Origin of the sequence: Cytobacillus sp. Hm23 (genome assembly GCF_051842895.1) — a bacterium.
Taxonomy (GTDB): Bacteria; Bacillota; Bacilli; order Bacillales; family SM2101; genus Nanhaiella.
Genome location: NZ_JBPXRQ010000022.1, coordinates 19502 through 36900, shown reverse-complemented (window position 1 = coordinate 36900; position 17399 = coordinate 19502). Strand labels below are relative to the sequence as shown.

The 17399-nt window shown below is 34.9% G+C and carries 17 protein-coding genes; all 17 read left to right on the top strand.

Going from position 1 to position 17399, the window contains the following annotated elements; genetic code table 11:
• The first annotated feature begins 291 nt into the window (after nt 1-291).
• Nucleotides 292-1794 (top strand): ATP-dependent helicase ComFA, encoded by a 1503-nt coding sequence (locus tag ACSVDA_RS14725; protein WP_485884194.1) that lies wholly within the window; start codon nt 292-294, stop codon nt 1792-1794.
• A gap of 105 nt (nt 1795-1899) precedes the next feature.
• Nucleotides 1900-2616 carry a ComFC family protein gene (locus ACSVDA_RS14720; protein ID WP_485884193.1) on the top strand — a complete coding sequence of 239 codons (717 nt, stop codon included), beginning with the start codon at nt 1900-1902 and terminating at the stop codon, nt 2614-2616.
• 126 nt (nt 2617-2742) lie between these two features.
• Complete coding sequence (locus ACSVDA_RS14715) at nt 2743-3171, top strand: TIGR03826 family flagellar region protein (RefSeq protein ID WP_485884192.1); 429 nt, start codon at nt 2743-2745, stop codon at nt 3169-3171.
• A 384-nt stretch (nt 3172-3555) separates the two neighbouring features.
• Complete coding sequence (flgM, locus tag ACSVDA_RS14710) at nt 3556-3819, top strand: flagellar biosynthesis anti-sigma factor FlgM (protein WP_485884191.1); 264 nt, start codon at nt 3556-3558, stop codon at nt 3817-3819.
• Between the two features lie 11 nt (nt 3820-3830).
• The gene (locus tag ACSVDA_RS14705) at nt 3831-4322 is read left to right on the top strand and encodes a flagellar protein FlgN (protein ID WP_485884190.1); all 492 of its coding nucleotides are present in this window, start codon (nt 3831-3833) and stop codon (nt 4320-4322) included.
• 97 nt (nt 4323-4419) lie between these two features.
• Complete coding sequence (gene flgK / locus ACSVDA_RS14700; RefSeq protein ID WP_485884189.1) at nt 4420-6255, top strand: flagellar hook-associated protein FlgK; 1836 nt, start codon at nt 4420-4422, stop codon at nt 6253-6255.
• Nucleotides 6256-6265: 10 nt separating this feature from the next.
• Complete coding sequence (gene flgL / locus ACSVDA_RS14695) at nt 6266-7156, top strand: flagellar hook-associated protein FlgL (RefSeq protein ID WP_485884188.1); 891 nt, start codon at nt 6266-6268, stop codon at nt 7154-7156.
• Between the two features lie 153 nt (nt 7157-7309).
• The gene (locus ACSVDA_RS14690; RefSeq protein ID WP_485884187.1) at nt 7310-7900 is read left to right on the top strand and encodes a DUF6470 family protein; all 591 of its coding nucleotides are present in this window, start codon (nt 7310-7312) and stop codon (nt 7898-7900) included.
• A gap of 18 nt (nt 7901-7918) precedes the next feature.
• Entirely contained in the window at nt 7919-8362 is a 444-nt protein-coding gene (gene fliW, locus ACSVDA_RS14685) for a flagellar assembly protein FliW (protein WP_485884186.1), read from the top strand.
• Nucleotides 8363-8374: 12 nt separating this feature from the next.
• Nucleotides 8375-8608, top strand: coding sequence for a carbon storage regulator CsrA (csrA, locus tag ACSVDA_RS14680; protein WP_485884185.1), 234 nt, complete (start codon nt 8375-8377; stop codon nt 8606-8608).
• 232 nt (nt 8609-8840) lie between these two features.
• Nucleotides 8841-9656 (top strand): flagellin N-terminal helical domain-containing protein, encoded by an 816-nt coding sequence (locus ACSVDA_RS14675; RefSeq protein ID WP_485884184.1) that lies wholly within the window; start codon nt 8841-8843, stop codon nt 9654-9656.
• 89 nt (nt 9657-9745) lie between these two features.
• On the top strand, nt 9746-11668 hold the full coding sequence (locus tag ACSVDA_RS14670; protein ID WP_485884183.1) for a glycosyltransferase: 1923 nt from the start codon (nt 9746-9748) through the stop codon (nt 11666-11668).
• Nucleotides 11669-11721: 53 nt separating this feature from the next.
• Nucleotides 11722-12786 carry a tetratricopeptide repeat-containing glycosyltransferase family 2 protein gene (locus ACSVDA_RS14665; RefSeq protein ID WP_485884182.1) on the top strand — a complete coding sequence of 355 codons (1065 nt, stop codon included), beginning with the start codon at nt 11722-11724 and terminating at the stop codon, nt 12784-12786.
• A gap of 68 nt (nt 12787-12854) precedes the next feature.
• Nucleotides 12855-14156, top strand: coding sequence for a glycosyltransferase family 2 protein (locus ACSVDA_RS14660; protein ID WP_485884181.1), 1302 nt, complete (start codon nt 12855-12857; stop codon nt 14154-14156).
• A gap of 213 nt (nt 14157-14369) precedes the next feature.
• Nucleotides 14370-15470 (top strand): DegT/DnrJ/EryC1/StrS family aminotransferase, encoded by a 1101-nt coding sequence (locus tag ACSVDA_RS14655; protein ID WP_485884180.1) that lies wholly within the window; start codon nt 14370-14372, stop codon nt 15468-15470.
• 34 nt (nt 15471-15504) lie between these two features.
• Complete coding sequence (gene rfbA / locus ACSVDA_RS14650) at nt 15505-16395, top strand: glucose-1-phosphate thymidylyltransferase RfbA (RefSeq protein WP_485884179.1); 891 nt, start codon at nt 15505-15507, stop codon at nt 16393-16395.
• A 19-nt stretch (nt 16396-16414) separates the two neighbouring features.
• The gene (rfbB, locus tag ACSVDA_RS14645) at nt 16415-17398 is read left to right on the top strand and encodes a dTDP-glucose 4,6-dehydratase (RefSeq protein ID WP_485884178.1); all 984 of its coding nucleotides are present in this window, start codon (nt 16415-16417) and stop codon (nt 17396-17398) included.
• The last annotated feature ends 1 nt before the right edge of the window (nt 17399 follow it).

The following is a 17399-nucleotide window of genomic DNA, read 5'->3' as shown; positions in this document are numbered from 1 at the left end:
AAAGAGGCATATTTCGACAGTAAGAGGTCGAGTTTGGACAGTAATAGAGCGTTTTTCGACAGTAAGAAGTCGAGTTTGGACAGTAAAGTACTTTTCGACAATAAAACCCTAAATTTGGACAAAAGACCAATGAAATCGGACAGTAAAATAAAAAATCTAGTCAGTAAAACAGCAGGCTAAGCTCAAATCAAAGATCTATACTGAAACATATATATTTTCAATGCTAAGAGGACTACAGTGAAAAATGTCGAATAACTTACTTGTCAAAAAATATACAAAAAGGAGGAATATATGCGCTTTTTAAGTAAACAGGGACTCCTTACCCCCGAACCCCTTGTACTACCCCCGAATCATGAACGAGCGAGATCAATTCGACATGCCACAGTCATTCACACCCCGATCTTAAACACTTCATTCAATTACTCAAAACAATTGCAACAGCTATTAGCAGGAAAACAAACGCTTCTATGTGCTATCACTCACCCGATTGAACAAATTCACGAGCATTATAAGAATGGATATGTATCATATACAAAAGGAATTGCTGAACAGAGAGGTTTACCTACTTGTGCGAGATGTGGGAATAACGACAAATATCTTTTCGGTGAATTTGACTGTACTCGCTGTCAAGAGTCGTGCACGTATTGCAGAAAGTGTATACAGCTAGGGCGAATAAGTTCGTGCACTGCACTTATTCATTGGCTCGGCCCTATTAATGCCCATGTCATAAAAACCCCGCTACAATGGACTGGCACATTATCGAAAGGACAACAAGTGGCTTCACAACGCGTTGTACAAGCAATAACAAACAATAAAGACCTACTAGTTTGGGCTGTATGTGGTGCTGGCAAAACCGAAGTTTTATTTCATGGGATTGAAGCAGCATTACAAACAGGAAAAAGTGTATGTATTGCAACACCACGTACAGATGTAGTGTTAGAGCTTGCTCCCCGTATGAGATCAGCCTTTCCACAGGTCGAAGTCATCGCTCTCTACGGAGGAAGTGAAGATCGCGGGAAAATAGCACCTATCACAATTACTACTACTCATCAGCTGCTTCGATATTATCAAGCCTTCGATATCGTCATTATTGATGAAGTCGATGCTTTTCCGTACTCTATTGATCCGATGCTCCAATATGCAGTCCAACAAGCAAAAAAACCTACTTCTCCAATTATTTATTTAACCGCAACCCCATCAAAAAAATGGCAACGAGAAATATTATCCAATAGGCGTGATGCCGTTACAATCCCAGCCCGTTATCATGGCTTTTCATTGCCACTTCCTACATTTCAGTGGTGCGGAGACTGGCGTAAGCTGTTACAGAAAAAACGTCTACCGAAACCTGTGCTCTCATGGTTGCTAAACCACCTCACTGAAAATAAGCAAGCGCTACTATTTGTCCCTCACATTGAAGCTTTATCGACAGTTGTCCAATTATTAAAACATCACCATTCGAAAATTGAAGGCGTTCACGCAAATGATGTGACACGGAAAGAAAAGGTGTCTGCATTTCGTGATCGTAGCATACCCATTCTCGTCACAACCACCATATTAGAGCGTGGAATCACAATACCTAATATTAATGTTGCGGTGCTAGGTGCTGAGGATCGAATATTTACTGAGAGCGCTTTGGTGCAAATTGCTGGGCGGGTCGGTCGTAGTGCCAAGCATCCAACTGGTGAAATCCGCCTATTTCATTTCGGTAAAACAAAGGCGATGCTTCATGCAAAACGGCATATAGCGTATATGAATGCTGAAGGTAAGAGGATGGGGCTGCTTCATAGGGGGTAATTTTTTGCCAGGTTATTAAAACTAAATTACCATTTTCCCTTGGTAATATACGACTTCTTTCGTTAAATATGTGTTTTAGTAGGAAAGATTACAGGAGGTTTGGTTATGTCATATTGCATACTTTGTCATGAGCCAATTAAACAGGAGGTCAGCTGGCATGACCTGGTTTTTAAAGTTGCTCAGCAAAAAGTTTGTTCAGCATGTCATGAGAGCTTTGCCTACATTGAAGGTGATGTATGTAAGGTTTGTGGACGACCGTTAGCAGAGCTTGCCAACAAATATAAGCACGGTGATTCATGCTATGATTGCATTCGATGGGAAGAAGATATTAGGTGGCAAGGTGTTTTAATGAAAAATAGATCAGTTTATTTGTATAACGATTTTATGAAGGAGAAGTTGAACTTATTTAAATTCCGTGGTGACTTTATAATCGCACATGCATTTAAACAACCGATTCAAGCGTGTTATAACAAGCACTTTAATGAAAACGACTATATTGTGCCGATTCCGTTAAGTGAAGAAAGGTTATACGAACGCGGCTTTAATCAAGCTATGGCACTTGCAAGTTTACTAGAACTCCCCATCCTAAAGCCACTTTCACGAACCCACCATGAAAAACAATCTAAAAAATCAAGAATGGAACGTCTACAATCAACCAATGTTTTTACAATGAATGAGGCTCATAGAAATGAGCTTAACAATAAATGTATACTAATCATTGACGACATTTATACGACTGGTTCAACCGTACGACACGCAGCAGAGGTGCTTCGACAAGCAGGTGCTAAGTCAGTTTCTTCTCTTACTCTAGTAAGAGGATGAGCAAGAGAGTTTATTATACGAGAAGTTTCACTTTATTATTATGACCCACAAACGATATAATAGGGTTATCTATTAGAATTCTACTAATCAACTGAAGAGAATGACGTCTGAAAGGAGAAAGGTGCTATGGCTGAGTTAGATAATTGCCCAAAATGTGACAATATATTTGTGAAAAATCAATTTCGTGATGTATGTGACAACTGCTATAAAGAAGAGGAAAAAGCATATCAAGAAGTATATAATTATATCCGCAAAAGGGAAAACAGAACTGCAACTATGGATCAAGTTGTCGTTGCAACAGGGGTAGAGGAAGAGTTAATCATTAAATTTATTAAAAAAGGTCGCTTAAAATTAGCTCAATTTCCTAACCTAGGTTATCAATGTGAGAGGTGTGGAACAACGATTCGCGACGGTAAAATTTGTCCAAATTGTGTGAGAGAGTTACAAAGTGAATTATATACACATAATAAAGAAGAAACACGTAAACAGGAATTGAAAGAAAAAGAAAAAGAAACCATTACTTATTTTTCGGTTAATAAAAATCGGAATAAGTGAAGCTAATCTATCAAATTACAAGAGGCTACATTTATAGTAGCTTTAAGATTTAACATTGCGCTGAAGGATCTTAACTCGCCTCAATACCTATTTGCTAGGCTGCGAGTTTGATCCTTTAACTGGGTCTATGGTTGATGCTTTTTGTACTGAGGCATATTAAACGATATTTCGTAGCACTTTTTCTTCTATAACAAGGTGAGAACGGTATAAAGCTTTATCTAACAATAGCACGATGTTTACTACAATAATCTACTTAATAACACCTCACAATATTCATACAATAAAATAAATAATTTTTCGTCATGCTACATTTAACAATCTCCCAAATTAACCGATAATAAAAACAAGATGAAACTTCTGCCGCGAGGAAAGTGAGGGATCGGCATGAAAATAAACCAATTCGGGGTATCTGGAATTAACCCGTATAAGCAACAACTGAATAAGCTTGATACAATCAAAAAAAACAACATGATGAAAGATAAATTAGAAATTTCTTCAGCTGCTAAGGAGCTTCAAGAAACGACAGACATGGAAGCTGCTCGTCAAGAAAAGGTTGAGGCAATTAAGCAACAAGTAGACAGTGGGACTTATACGATCAATCGTGAAGCAGTTGCAAGAGGAATATACGACTTTTATTCGAAAAAATAGGAGGGGAAACATTGTCAGTTCAAGCCTTACAATCAACGCTACAAAAAATGTACAAGATCCATAAAAGCTTGTACGACCTAGGCACCAAGAAAACGGATATTGTAAAAAAAGGCGACATTAAAGCCCTCGATACATTATTAAAGGATGAACAAAAACATGTCGCTGCCATTCGTACACTTGATGAAGAACGGAAAAAACAAGTGTACAAAATGGTCAGCGGTCACACAATTGCAGGAAGTGAGCCGACGGTTACAGATTGCATCGACATCGCAGCTGGTGATGACAAACAGCAATTAATTCACATCCAAACACAGCTTACTCAAATCATAAACGAGCTAAAACAACAAAATGAACTTAATCAACAGCTGTTATATCAATCGTTACAATTCGTAAATATCTCATTAGACATGCTCCTGCCACAACCAGAAGCATTTAATTATGAAAAGCCAGCAACGTCAGACGGGCATCAACCAAGTCGCTCATTGTTTGATTCGAAAGCATAAGCGTTTATTAGCATATGATCTTTGATGTGCGTGGAGTGAGACAAATAATAGATTTTAAATTCTACTTTCTTATGTTTTAAAAAGGAGGAAAAACAGCATGACTTCAACTTTTCATGGGTTAGAAACTGCCCGCCGCGGTATGACTACACAACAGTCAGCGTTATATACAGTTGGACATAATATTGCCAATGCCAACACACCTGGCTATACAAGACAACGAGTGAACTTTGTCCAAACAGAGCCATATCCATCAGCAGCGATCAATCGTCCAGATATGCCTGGGCAAATTGGAACAGGCGTTGAGACAGGTTCTGTTCAAAGAATGCGAGATGGTTTTTTAGATGTTCAATATCGAAATGAGAGTAGTAAGCTGGGATATTGGGATTCTCGCTCACAAGCACTTCAGAAGATGGAAGACATTATGAATGAGCCGTCAGATACCGGGTTAGCAAGTATTATGGATAAATTTTGGCAATCTTGGCAAGACTTAGCGGTTAATCCTTCGAACTCAGGGGCCCGCTCGGTCGTCAAGGAACAAGGTATTCTTGTTGCCGATTCGTTTAATTATATTGCAGATTCGCTAACAGCCATTAGAAATGATCTGAAGAATGAACTTGATATTACAAAGAAAGAGATAAATTCACTTACATCACAAATTAATGACCTTAATCGTCAAATAGCTGAAGTTGAACCTCATGGCTATTTACCGAATGATTTATATGATGAACGAGACCGATTAATCGATCAATTATCGTCTTATGCCAATATTAAAGTTACAACAACACCTAGTGGTGGACAAGCATTAGATATAGCAGAAGGGAAAGTAACCATTACAATGGTCAATGATATAGGAGAGCCAATCGGTACATTGGTTGATGGCAAATTCGACATTGTAAATGAACTAGATTATACAGAAAATAATGGTTTCGTGAACGAAATAACATTAGGTAACCCCCCAACTACAACTATTGAAGCCGCTAAATTAGGCGAAGTTGGTGAGTTTTCGAGTCTCATAAGATCATACGGTTATATGGATGGTACTGAAGAAAAAGGCATTTATCCCGAAATGATAGACAAAATAGATCAAATGGCTTTCGAATTTGCTACAGAGCTTAACCGTGTTCATCGAGCTGGGTGGAATATAACTGATATCAATGATGGGACCCACACCCCTGTAGATTTCTTTGAGGATCTTGGAAATGACCCTGCAGGTGCGGCTAGTAAATTAAAGCTAAGTAGTGCGATAGAAGCTTCGCTAGATAATATAGCGGCTGCTGGGGATAAAGACGGAGTCGTATACTCAGGGGATTTTAAAGGATATGCTGAAGAAATAAATGGGACACCAACCGGGAAAAATTTTACAAATATTCGAGTAGAAATCAATTATAAAGGAAGTGGATCTAGAGACAACCTTAATAGCTATACTTTCGAAATTTTTGACAAAAGCGTAGACCCTGAGGTGTCAGTAGGAAATGGGGAGCTTGCGAATTTAGAGAGTGAAACAGATATAATTGTAGATCTATCAGAAATTAGTGATGATTTCCAAACTGACAAACTAGAGATTATCGCTAATGGAATAGGTCCTGTAACAGGGAATCTCGGAGATGGTAGTAACGCGTTAGCATTAGCTGAAGTGAAGAATAAAACTTTAACGATTAACAATGACACTACGACTTTACAAAGTTTTTATGAAGGTATTATCGGTGAAATGGCGGTAGATGCGCAAGGGTCAGAAAGATTGGCTTTTAATAGTGCGGTCTTACGAGACTCTGTAGAAACGAATCGACTATCGGTAAGCGCAGTATCGCTAGATGAAGAAATGACGAACATGATTCAATTTCAGCATGCGTACAATGCCGCTGCACGTATGATTACATTGACAGATGAAATATTGGATAAAGTTATAAATGGTATGGGAACAGGTGGAAGGTAGGTGTTAAATAATGCGTGTCACACAAGGAATGCTAGCGAATAATTCATTACGACATATTAGCAACAGTTATGAAAAGCTTGGTACACTGCAGGATCAACTATCAACAGGGAAAAAAATCACGAGACCGTCTGACGACCCTGTTGTAGCCATGAAAGGTATGTATTATCGGACAAATTTAACTGAGGTTGAACAGTATAAGCGTAATTTGTCAGAGGCATATTTATGGATGGAAAATTCTGAGGACGCCATTTCTCATGCGAACACTGCATTACAGCGTGTGCGGGAACTTATTGTACAAGGGAAAAACGGAACATTAAGCCCTGAAGATCAAGAAGCTATAGCTAATGAAATTGAACAAATTAAAGAGGACCTTGTGTCAGTTGCTAATACAAAGGTGGCAGGTCGTTATATTTTTAATGGAACGGCAATTGACAAAGCTCCTGTGGACGGTAGTGTGATTCCACCTCAAGTAACACATAATACTGATCCATTTGCAATTGAAGTTTCACAAGGCATTCAGCTACAAGTGAATGTTGATCCAAGCAAAATATTTGGACAAGACTTTTTTGCAACTTTACAAGATATTGAAGATAACTTGAATGGAACTCCAAGAACTCCACCTCCTGACGATTTAGATACACTGTTAGAGAAAGTTGATGGTCACCTAGATCAGTTGAATGCGCAGCGCTCAGAGATAGGTGCACGTTATAATAGACTTGAGCTAATCGATGACCGTATTGGTAATCAAGAAATTATAGCGAATCGAATCTTATCTGATAATGAAGATATTGATTTAGAGCGTGTGATTATAGATTTAACTGTGCAAGAAAGTGTTCATAGAGCTGCACTAGGTGTTGGAGGACAAATTTTACAGCCAACATTAATGGATTTTTTACGATAATTTGAATTGATATGAAGATGACTCAAAAGGGTCTGACTCAACAAATCATATACTGTATAGCTTCCTTCATGGATGGAATGATACAAAATATGAAAATGTAGAGTCTGACCTTTTGCTTATAAGGAAATACTATTTGCAAACGAGGTGAGCCATATGCAGCTACCACAAATTCGCATAAATTCAACATTTGCACAAATTGAATTGTCAACTACACAAGCAGAGCAGCTAATTGAGCAGCCAAAAGCTGAGTTATCAATTCAACAACCAAAAGCGGACATGAATATACAAACAATTAAGGGTAAGCTGACGATTGATCAAACACAAGCATGGGAAGATATGGACTTAAAACATATCTCAAAACGAATTGAAGAAGCCGCTGATTTGGGATATCAAGATTGGCTAGATGGGATTGCGAGAAGAGCACAACAAGGTGACGAGTTAATGAAGATTGAAAATGGTGGGAACCCTATCGCTAGGCAAGCGAAGGAAAATAGCCAAGACCCAATGTATAATTTTAATATTGGTTACATTCCATCCCATTTTAGTGTCAAACTAAATTATGATCCTGCACGAGTTAAGATAGATGTGAAGACAAATGAGCCTATCATAGAAGCGGTGCAAAATAAACCAGTTCACGAATATACACCAGGAGACGTGCAGGTGAAAATGGCAAGGTATAACGATTTGCAAATTGATTTTGTGAATTTAAAGCATGTCGGTCCGAATTTTGAACTTGAAATTTAGCTGTGAGGGAATGAAAAGATGAAAATTCAAACAAAATATCATGGTGAAATACAGGTTGAGGAAGAGGGTGTTATCACATTTGAGAATGGCATACCTGGTTTTCTCAAAAAAAAGCATTTTGTCATTTTACCCTTCTCAGATGACACATCATTTTCGATTTTACAATCAACAGCTACAGCAGCTGTTGCATTTGTCATCATTGAAGCATTCACTTATTTTACAGATTATGATTTTCAGCTTGAAGATCATATCATTAAGCAATTGCACATCACATCTGAAAAAGATATCGCTGTTTACAATATATTAACCGTTCAAGATCCATTCGATCAAACAACGGTTAATCTACAAGCGCCGATCGTCATCAATGCCAACAAACACCTCGGTAAACAAGTCATCTTAGCAAATACGCCCTACCAAACTAAGCATGCCTTATTTAAGCAAAAGGCACAGTCGGTCAAATAAGGAGGGAGCACTATGCTAGTATTAACGAGGAAAAAGAATGAAGCAATACATATTGGTGAAGACATACAAATCACGGTTTTAGATATTGATGGCGATCAAATCAAGCTAGGCATAGAAGCTCCAAAGCAGGTTGAAATACACCGACAAGAAATTTATATAGCGATACAGCAAGAAAATAACGAAGCAACAAGCGCTTCAAAGGATTTATTAAGTCAGCTGAATAGTCAATTAAAACGAAACCTCTAACCAACATTGGCAAGGGGTTTTATTCATGATCTACTCTAATAAGAAACATTCCTTTTTCACCTCTTCAACAAAAAAATATCTTTTTCATCAAATTATTATAAAAAACTATTAAAACAACAGAAAAAGCGTCGATATATAAAGTACGAGATGGGAAAAAGGCGGCCGACTTTTTCCTGTCTACAAAAAATCCACAAGGATGTGGACAACACAATTTCAAGGAGGAATTATTAAAATGAGAATTAATCACAATATTGCAGCATTAAATACTTACAAGCAGTTAACAAGTGCTAATTCAGCACAAAGTAAATCAATGGAGAAGTTATCTTCTGGTCTTCGTATTAACCGTGCTGGAGATGACGCTGCAGGTCTAGCAATCTCTGAAAAAATGCGTGGACAAATTCGTGGTTTAGATATGGCTTCGAAAAACTCACAAGATGGTATTTCTTTAATTCAAACAGCAGAAGGCGCATTAAATGAAACTCATGCAATCCTTCAACGTATGCGTGAATTAGCAGTACAAGGTGGAAATGACACAAACGTTACTGCTGACCGTACAGCTATTCAAGATGAATTAAATCAATTGATGTCTGAAATAGATAGAATTAAAGATACAACTGAATTCAACACTCAGAACTTATTAAATGGAAGCTTTAGTGGAACATTACAAATTGGTGCTAATGAGGGCCAAATTATAAATGTTCAAATCTCAAATATGGGGACAGCATCATTAGGTCTTACTACTACATCCATTTCAGTAGGTTCTAATACTTTAGCTAGTGCATCAATTAGTGCAGTAGATGCTGCAATTGAGCTTGTATCTAGTCAACGTTCAAAACTTGGAGCTGTTCAAAATCGTCTTGAACATACGATTAACAACTTAGGTGCAGCTAGTGAAAACTTAACTGCAGCTGAATCTCGCGTGCGTGATGTTGATATGGCTAAGGAAATGATGGAACAAACTAAGAATTCTATTCTTGCTCAAGCAGCTCAAGCTATGCTTGCACAAGCAAATCAACAGCCTCAAGGAGTATTACAATTACTTCGATAATTTAGAGTAGTCATTTTATAGAAATATCGTGCTTTTGTTACGAGCACGATATTTTTATTAAAATGATTACACCTAGGGGGATAACTGAAATGAAACCTTTTATGTCATTATGTATGATTGTCAAAAATGAAGAAAAAGTGATTGATCGCTGTTTATCTTCTGTTGCTCACTTAGTAGATGAGGTTATTGTGGTAGACACTGGATCAACAGACTTTACTAAAAAAATTGTAGAGAAATATACTACTAATATTTATGACTTTAAGTGGATAAATGATTTTTCAGCTGCTCGTAACTATGCAGCATCTCAAGCTACTGGAGAATGGATTCTTGTTTTAGACGCTGATGAATATGTTGATGAAGAGAATTTTAAAAGCTTTATTCAAGAAATAAGAAATGATAATGGTATATATGACGTATATGCGCCAAAAATATTAAACTTTGTGGGTGATTTTGGTGAAGGGTTAGTTCAAAATTCCCATGATAGAATATACATGAATAATGGTGAAATTAGTTATTATCGTAAAATACATGAACAATTTAAAACCCAAAATAACAAGCCGTTGAAAACGAAACAATCGAGTTTATTAATATTTCATTCAGGTTACTTAAAACAAACAGCTGACGAAAAGAAGAAAAATAAGAGAAATAAGGAACTATTAGACAAAGAAATGAAAAGTGGTGCGATTAACGCGTTTGACTATTTTAATTTTGGGAATGAATACATGTCAAAGGGCGAATATTCAAAAGCACTTGAGTCTTATATACAAGCGTATAAGATGAAAGCCGATTTTCGTCTTGCTTGGGTTTCTGCTACTGTAATCCAAATAATCGTCTGTTTAATAAACCTAAAGAGATATAATGCAGCATTAGATGTTATTAACGACTCTGAACAAATATATCCTACATCACCTGAACTTCTTTATTTAAAAGGTGATATATTTTTCCATAGAGGACAACTGGATGATGCTAAAAGAGTGTTGCTCGAATTAATAAATAACAATGAGCTATATGATCATATTATTCTGAGAACAGATTTGAAGGATCAGAAGCCCTACCTACTATTAGGAGAAATTTTTCTTTATGAAGGTGAGTATGAACGAGCAATTTATCACTTCACTAGTGTATTGAATATTAATAAATACAATGGGCAAAGCATTCAAAAGGTAATCTATATCTTAAATAAATTTCATGCGTATGAAGAAATCGCAAAATTCTTGACAGAAAAAGAACTAATAGATGCCAAAAATTTAAAGTATTATATTAAATCAAGTTTTGACATTGGTAATGCTAAACTAGCATTATCTATTCTTGAACATTTTCACGAGCAAAATAATCTTTTACATAAAGTAGGATTGTTAAAAAGATTTTGTATTGATAAAGAAGGAGATATCGAAGAGTTCGATGATATATTAAAGTATCCAGTTATGAAGGAATTGATCCAATCAAATTGGCTTAATATTATTGATGTGATCTTATTAATCAAGAATAACGAACAAAATAGTAATATTGCAGAACTAATTAAAAAAATTGGGGAAATAAAAGAGTTTTCTATATTTATGAAAATTTTTCAAAACGAATCTTTGGATGAAGTGATAGAAGAGAATTTATTGGTTCAGTCTGTACAAATATTGATAAACTATAAGCAATTTTCTCTTTGTGACAAGATCTTAAGTAATATACAAAATATTGAAAAGAGTAGCATTCCTAAAGTAGCTGCTTTATTATTTGCAAACGATTTTCAAGCAAAGGCAATTCAGCTATATGAAAAGGCAGATTGGAACCACTTTGTCGAACAAGATTTTTTAAACATTATAACTAGTTTGTCACAAACAAATCAAATAGATCATGCTATGAAAATAGCTGATTATGCAAAATCTATTTTTAATGAAGATTTTAGATTTTATAAATTGATCTTAGAAAATACACTAACCGGAGATGAACGATATAATCAAACATTGCAAAGTGCAAAACAAACCTTTTTGAACAGCTTTTATTTAGAAAAGTGTTATTAGGTTCATATTAATTTAATGTATTTAGGTGTCTTAGTGAGAGAGAAGGAATAGAAGTGAGAATTTCTTTAACAATGATTGTTAAAAATGAAGAGAGGTATATTGAAAGATGTATTAAGAGTGCTATTGGCTTAGTAGATGAAATAGTGGTAGTCGACACTGGATCATCTGATAATACACTTGAAATATTAACAAGGTTCAATAATGTAGCACTGTATCATTATGATTGGTGTGATGACTTTTCCTTGGCACGGAACTTTGCGATTAAAAAAGCAACAGGAGATTATATCTTTGTACTAGATGCTGACGAATATGTAGTCAAAGGAAGTAGAAGTGAACTAGAGTTTATTATGGATAACAACCTCATTGGTAGAATCCAAATTGATAGTCATTTTAAAAAAGATAATCAACTACTTCATTCAAAGGCATATGTGTCTAGATTTTTTCCTAGAGACATAAGATTTACTGGAGCTGTACATGAACAACTGGATAGTGAGAAACCTAGGGTTAAACTAGACCTTGTAGTCTATCATGATGGATATTTTCAAACGAACAAGAGCCACCGGAATATCCCATTACTTTTAAAAACTTTGAAAAAACAGCCAACTGAAACCTATTATCTTTTTCAACTAGGTAAAGAGTTACGCATAACTAAACAGTTTAATGAAGCTTTTTATTTTTTGAAGAAATCGTATGAACTTATAAATAAAGCTGCTCCGTATTATGGTGAATTAGTAATTGAACTCATTAGTAGTGGAAAAGAATGTGGGAAAGAAGAAGTATTAAGTGTCATAAAGCAAAATGAAAATCTTTTAGATAAAATTACTGATTATCATTTTGCAAAGGGATTATATTATATGGATATTTCATTTAAGTCTCCAGAAAAAGCTGAGGCTTATATTCCAAAAATCGAAGAAAGTTATAAAAGGTGTATAGAGTTACAGAAAAAGGATTACATAGAATATGTGCAAGGGTCGAGTAGTTTTTTACCATTATATAATCTCGGTGTGTTTTATGAGGTGACAGGTAATTTAAACAAGGCACTAGATTATTATGAACAATCAGCTGCATATGGATATGAGTTAGCAATATCACGTATAAAAGCATTAAAAAGAGGATAATTATTAGTTTCTATAATTGGACATAACTAATAAAATAAAGGGCCTCTAGATTTTGGGGGAGAGAAATAATGGATGTCCTTAAAAGAATTACAGACTACATTATTAACGATAAGATAGAAGAAGCATTTAATTTAATTATTGAAGTTGAAGCTGAGTGTGTAAGTCATGCTGAGTATTGGAATTTGAGAGGGGTTTTGTGTTTAAAGGTAGGTGAGTATCAATCCTCAATTGGTTGTTTCGAAAAGGCAATTACAATAGACCATAAAAATAGTGATGTTTATTTTAATTATGCTTATGCGCTAGAGAAATTAAGTAATTTAGAAGAAGCTGCAAAATATTACGGTTTAGCTTTTCGTTTTACCAAAGATAATGAATTGGAAACTGAGCTAGAGTCAATGTATGAAGGAACTGAGGAACTACAAAACATATTTGAATCAGCAATTGATGGCGATATAAACAAACTTGTATTTCCTTCAGTAAGCATAATTATACCTTCATATAATCAAAAAAACTATTTAAAAGAAGCAGTTGAAAGTGCCTTGTCTCAGGATTATCCTAACTTGGATATTATTGTAGGTGACGATAATTCTAATGATGGTACTGATGAGATAATGCGGGATTATATGGCATATCCTAATCTCACATACATTAAAAGAACAGAAAATATGGGTGCTGGTAACAATTCAAGAGACCTATTATATAATCATTGTAATTCAAGATATGTTATGATCCTTAACCATGATGATTATTTAATAAAAAAGGATTATATTTCACAGGCTGTATATTTATTGCGGATGTATTCTAATATATCATTTGTTTGGGCAAATTGTTTTGCGAAAAATGAAGAAAATGGTGATTTAATAAGATTAGAACGTAATATTCCGCTAATCACAGATGGAAAAGAGTATTTTATCAATTTTGAAACCAATGAATATCCACAAATAACAGGGTTCTTAACGACTGTTTTTGATCGAGAAATGGCACTTGAATTAAACTGTTTTAAAGAGCGTACAAAATCTAAGGATCTCTTTTTACATTTAAAGCTAATGCTAGCAGGAGATGTTGGGTTTATTAAAGAACAGGTCGCAGTCTATAGAATACATAATCAAAGTCTTACCTATAACATGCCTTTAGAATACGATTATTCTACGATTGATGAACTGAAAAGCTTACAAGGTATTGCTTTAGAAAAAAATGGCTATAGTAAAGAAGCTTTGCATGAATGGTTAATGCTAAGACTAACTAATTATTTTGAATGGCGACTAGGTATTTTAAATGCTACTGGAGAACATGAACAAGCTTCCCTCATGCTTAAAGATATTATTACTAAATATCCTCAACTCTCTGAGTATTTAAATAAAACTCGCTAGCCTATAATTGATATATTTAATGGTTTGTATTCTTTTTCCAACATTAATTAGAGAAATAGAAAACCGGGTAATGATTTTACCTGGTTTTTCTTAATAGTTCGGTACTATGTGGATAATATAAAGAATGAATAGCTGTATTGTGAAAGCTATTTAAATGACATACATATATAGAATTTTTTCTAAAGGTTAAGAAGAATCACAGAGGTGAAATCTATGAATAAAATTCAAGTATCATGCCCTTCAATGCCGGTTTTCGAAGATTACATAACAGAGATAAAAGAATTGTGGGAAAGTCGTTGGTTAACTAATGTGGGTGTCAAACATAGGAACTTAGAAGAAGAACTATCAAAATTTTTAAATGCTCAATATGTTTCACTTTTTACTAATGGTCACCTTGCATTAGAGCTTGCGATAGAAGCCTACAACCTTTCTGGAGAAGTTATTACTACCCCTTTTACTTTTGTATCAACAACACATGCAATTATTAGAAATGGCTTGAGGCCAGTTTTCTGTGATATAAGCCAAGGTGACTATACGATCAATGTAGACAAATTAGAAAGTCTAATTACTGAACAGACTTCTGCTATCATTCCAGTACATGTGTACGGTAATATTTGTAATGTTAACGAGATAAATAGAATTGCACAGAAATATAATTTGAAAGTCATATACGACGCCGCACATGCTTTTGGAACGACTGTGGACGGTGTGGGGGTTGCAAATTTTGGAGATGCTTCCATGTTCAGTTTTCATGCTACAAAGGTTTTTAATACTATTGAAGGTGGTGCAGTAGTTTCTAATGATAAAGGGTTGATGAAAAAGTTAAATAGCTTAAAAAACTTTGGTATCACAGGTCCAGAGACTGTTGATTACGTTGGGTGTAATGCAAAAATGAATGAGTTTCAAGCAGCTATGGGGTTATGTAATTTACGTTCTATAGATAAAGAGATTTATAAACGAAAAATTTTAACTGAAAGGTATATTGATAGGTTGAGCAATGTAAGAGGGATTAAGATATGTAAACCACAACCTAAAGTGGTAAGCAATTATTCATATTTCCCAGTCGTCTTTGATGGATTTAATTTGAATAGAAACGAGATAATAGAGGAACTTGCAACAAAAAATATTTATTCACGAAAATATTTTTATCCACTTATTAATGATATGGAATGCTATAAAGGAATATTTGATGTAAACGATACCCCTGTAGCAAAATATATTGCGGAAAGAGTACTTACATTGCCCCTATACTCTAGTTTAGACTTAAAAGATGTTGATAGGATTTGCGACATTATTTTGAATAATGGTAGTTAGCATATATACAAATATTAATTATTGGAGGATTCAAGTGAAAGGAATAATACTAGCCGGTGGTTCAGGTACGCGCTTATATCCATTGACAAAAGCTGTGTCAAAACAAATACTTCCTGTGTATGACAAACCAATGATTTATTATCCACTATCAGTTTTAATGCTCGCTGGAATAAAGGAAATTCTCATTATATCAACACCAAGAGATGTGCAAGTTTTTGAGGAGTTATTAGGAGATGGTAGTAAACTTGGTTTAAGGTTTGAGTATACCATTCAAGAGGAGCCGAATGGCTTAGCTGAAGCATTTATAATTGGAGAAGATTTTATTGGTGACTCACCGGTTGCTCTAGTTTTAGGTGATAATATATTTTATGGCTCTAACTTCGGTAATAAGTTACAAAAGGCTGCTAAGTTAAGAGATGGGGCAATCATCTTTGGTTGCTACGTCAAAGACCCTCAAGCGTATGGTGTTATTGAAGTAGACAACGAGCAGAATGCAATATCAATTGAAGAGAAACCACAAAGCCCAAAATCTTCGTTAGCAGTACCTGGTTTATACTTTTTTGATAGTAATGTTATTGAAGTAGCAAAAAAAGTTGAACCATCTAAAAGAGGAGAAAGGGAGATTACTTCAATTATAGATGAGTACTTAAAGCGTGGTAAATTAAAGGTTGAAATTACAGGTAGAGGTATTGCTTGGCTAGATACAGGAACGCATGAATCATTAAATGAAGCATCAAATTTTGTTGAAGCAATTCAAAAGCGCCAAGGTTTATATATTGCTTGTATTGAAGAAATTGCTTTCAGAAAAGGTTATATTACTACCGAGGATTTATGTGAGCTAGCAAAACCATTGTTGAAAACAAATTATGGAAAATACATAGAAGAAATTGCTCGAGCCTCAAGGCACAAAGAATTAACGTTATGAAATTGTGAGGGAATTATATATGAACATATTAGTAACTGGCGGTGCAGGGTTTATAGGTGGTAACTTTGTTCATTATATGGTTAACAACTATCCTAAATATAATATATATAATTTAGACTTATTAGGATATGCAGGAGAACTAACAAAACATAAAGATATAATAAATAAAGATAACTATCACTTTATTAAAGCAGATATCGGCGACCGGAAAAAAATTATTTCCCTTTTTAAAGAGCTAAAGTTTCATTATGTTGTGCATTTTGCTGCAGAAAGTCATGTTGACCGATCTATTATTGAACCAGATATATTTGTACGATCTAATGTGCTAGGTACTCAAGTGTTACTTGATGCTGCTAAAGAAACGTTAGTAAAGAAATTTGTCCATATTTCTACAGACGAAGTCTATGGAGAACTTGATTTTCACACGAAAAGCCTTTTTACTGAAGAAACTCCTCTTCAGCCAAATAGTCCATATAGTGCAAGTAAAGCATCATCTGATTTTTTAGTACGAGCATATCATCAGACATATGGACTACCAGTTAATATTACAAGATGCTCTAATAATTATGGTCCATATCAATTTCCAGAAAAATTAATCCCATTAACTATATGTAAAGCATTAAGTAATGAAAAAATCCCAGTGTTTGGAGATGGAAAGAATATACGTGATTGGTTGCATGTTTATGATCATTGTTCGGCAATTGATATTGTTTTACATACAGGAGTAATTGGTGAAGTTTATAATATCGGTGGACATAATGAAAAAACAAATTTAGAAGTTGTTCAAAAGATTATTAAGTCCTTAAATAAATCAGAGTCCTTAATTGAATTTGTAACTGACCGGTTAGGCCATGATAAAAGGTATGCGATTAATTCAACAAAAATATGTAATTTGGGGTGGAGTCCCTTATACAACTTTGATTTAGGATTAGAACAAACTGTTCAATGGTATTTAAATAATACAGAATGGTGGGAAAGAATTACTAAAAATAATCAGAGTTAAA

Coding starts and splice junctions, on each gene's coding strand:
- flgK (WP_485884189.1), top strand. CDS start 4,420: ATGACTTCAACTTTTCATGGGTTAGAAACTGCCCGCCGCGGTATGACT.
- ACSVDA_RS14715 (WP_485884192.1), top strand. CDS start 2,743: ATGGCTGAGTTAGATAATTGCCCAAAATGTGACAATATATTTGTGAAA.
- ACSVDA_RS14690 (WP_485884187.1), top strand. CDS start 7,310: ATGCAGCTACCACAAATTCGCATAAATTCAACATTTGCACAAATTGAA.
- ACSVDA_RS14725 (WP_485884194.1), top strand. CDS start 292: ATGCGCTTTTTAAGTAAACAGGGACTCCTTACCCCCGAACCCCTTGTA.
- flgM (WP_485884191.1), top strand. CDS start 3,556: ATGAAAATAAACCAATTCGGGGTATCTGGAATTAACCCGTATAAGCAA.
- rfbB (WP_485884178.1), top strand. CDS start 16,415: ATGAACATATTAGTAACTGGCGGTGCAGGGTTTATAGGTGGTAACTTT.
- ACSVDA_RS14720 (WP_485884193.1), top strand. CDS start 1,900: ATGTCATATTGCATACTTTGTCATGAGCCAATTAAACAGGAGGTCAGC.
- csrA (WP_485884185.1), top strand. CDS start 8,375: ATGCTAGTATTAACGAGGAAAAAGAATGAAGCAATACATATTGGTGAA.
- fliW (WP_485884186.1), top strand. CDS start 7,919: ATGAAAATTCAAACAAAATATCATGGTGAAATACAGGTTGAGGAAGAG.
- flgL (WP_485884188.1), top strand. CDS start 6,266: ATGCGTGTCACACAAGGAATGCTAGCGAATAATTCATTACGACATATT.
- ACSVDA_RS14660 (WP_485884181.1), top strand. CDS start 12,855: ATGGATGTCCTTAAAAGAATTACAGACTACATTATTAACGATAAGATA.
- ACSVDA_RS14675 (WP_485884184.1), top strand. CDS start 8,841: ATGAGAATTAATCACAATATTGCAGCATTAAATACTTACAAGCAGTTA.
- ACSVDA_RS14670 (WP_485884183.1), top strand. CDS start 9,746: ATGAAACCTTTTATGTCATTATGTATGATTGTCAAAAATGAAGAAAAA.
- ACSVDA_RS14655 (WP_485884180.1), top strand. CDS start 14,370: ATGAATAAAATTCAAGTATCATGCCCTTCAATGCCGGTTTTCGAAGAT.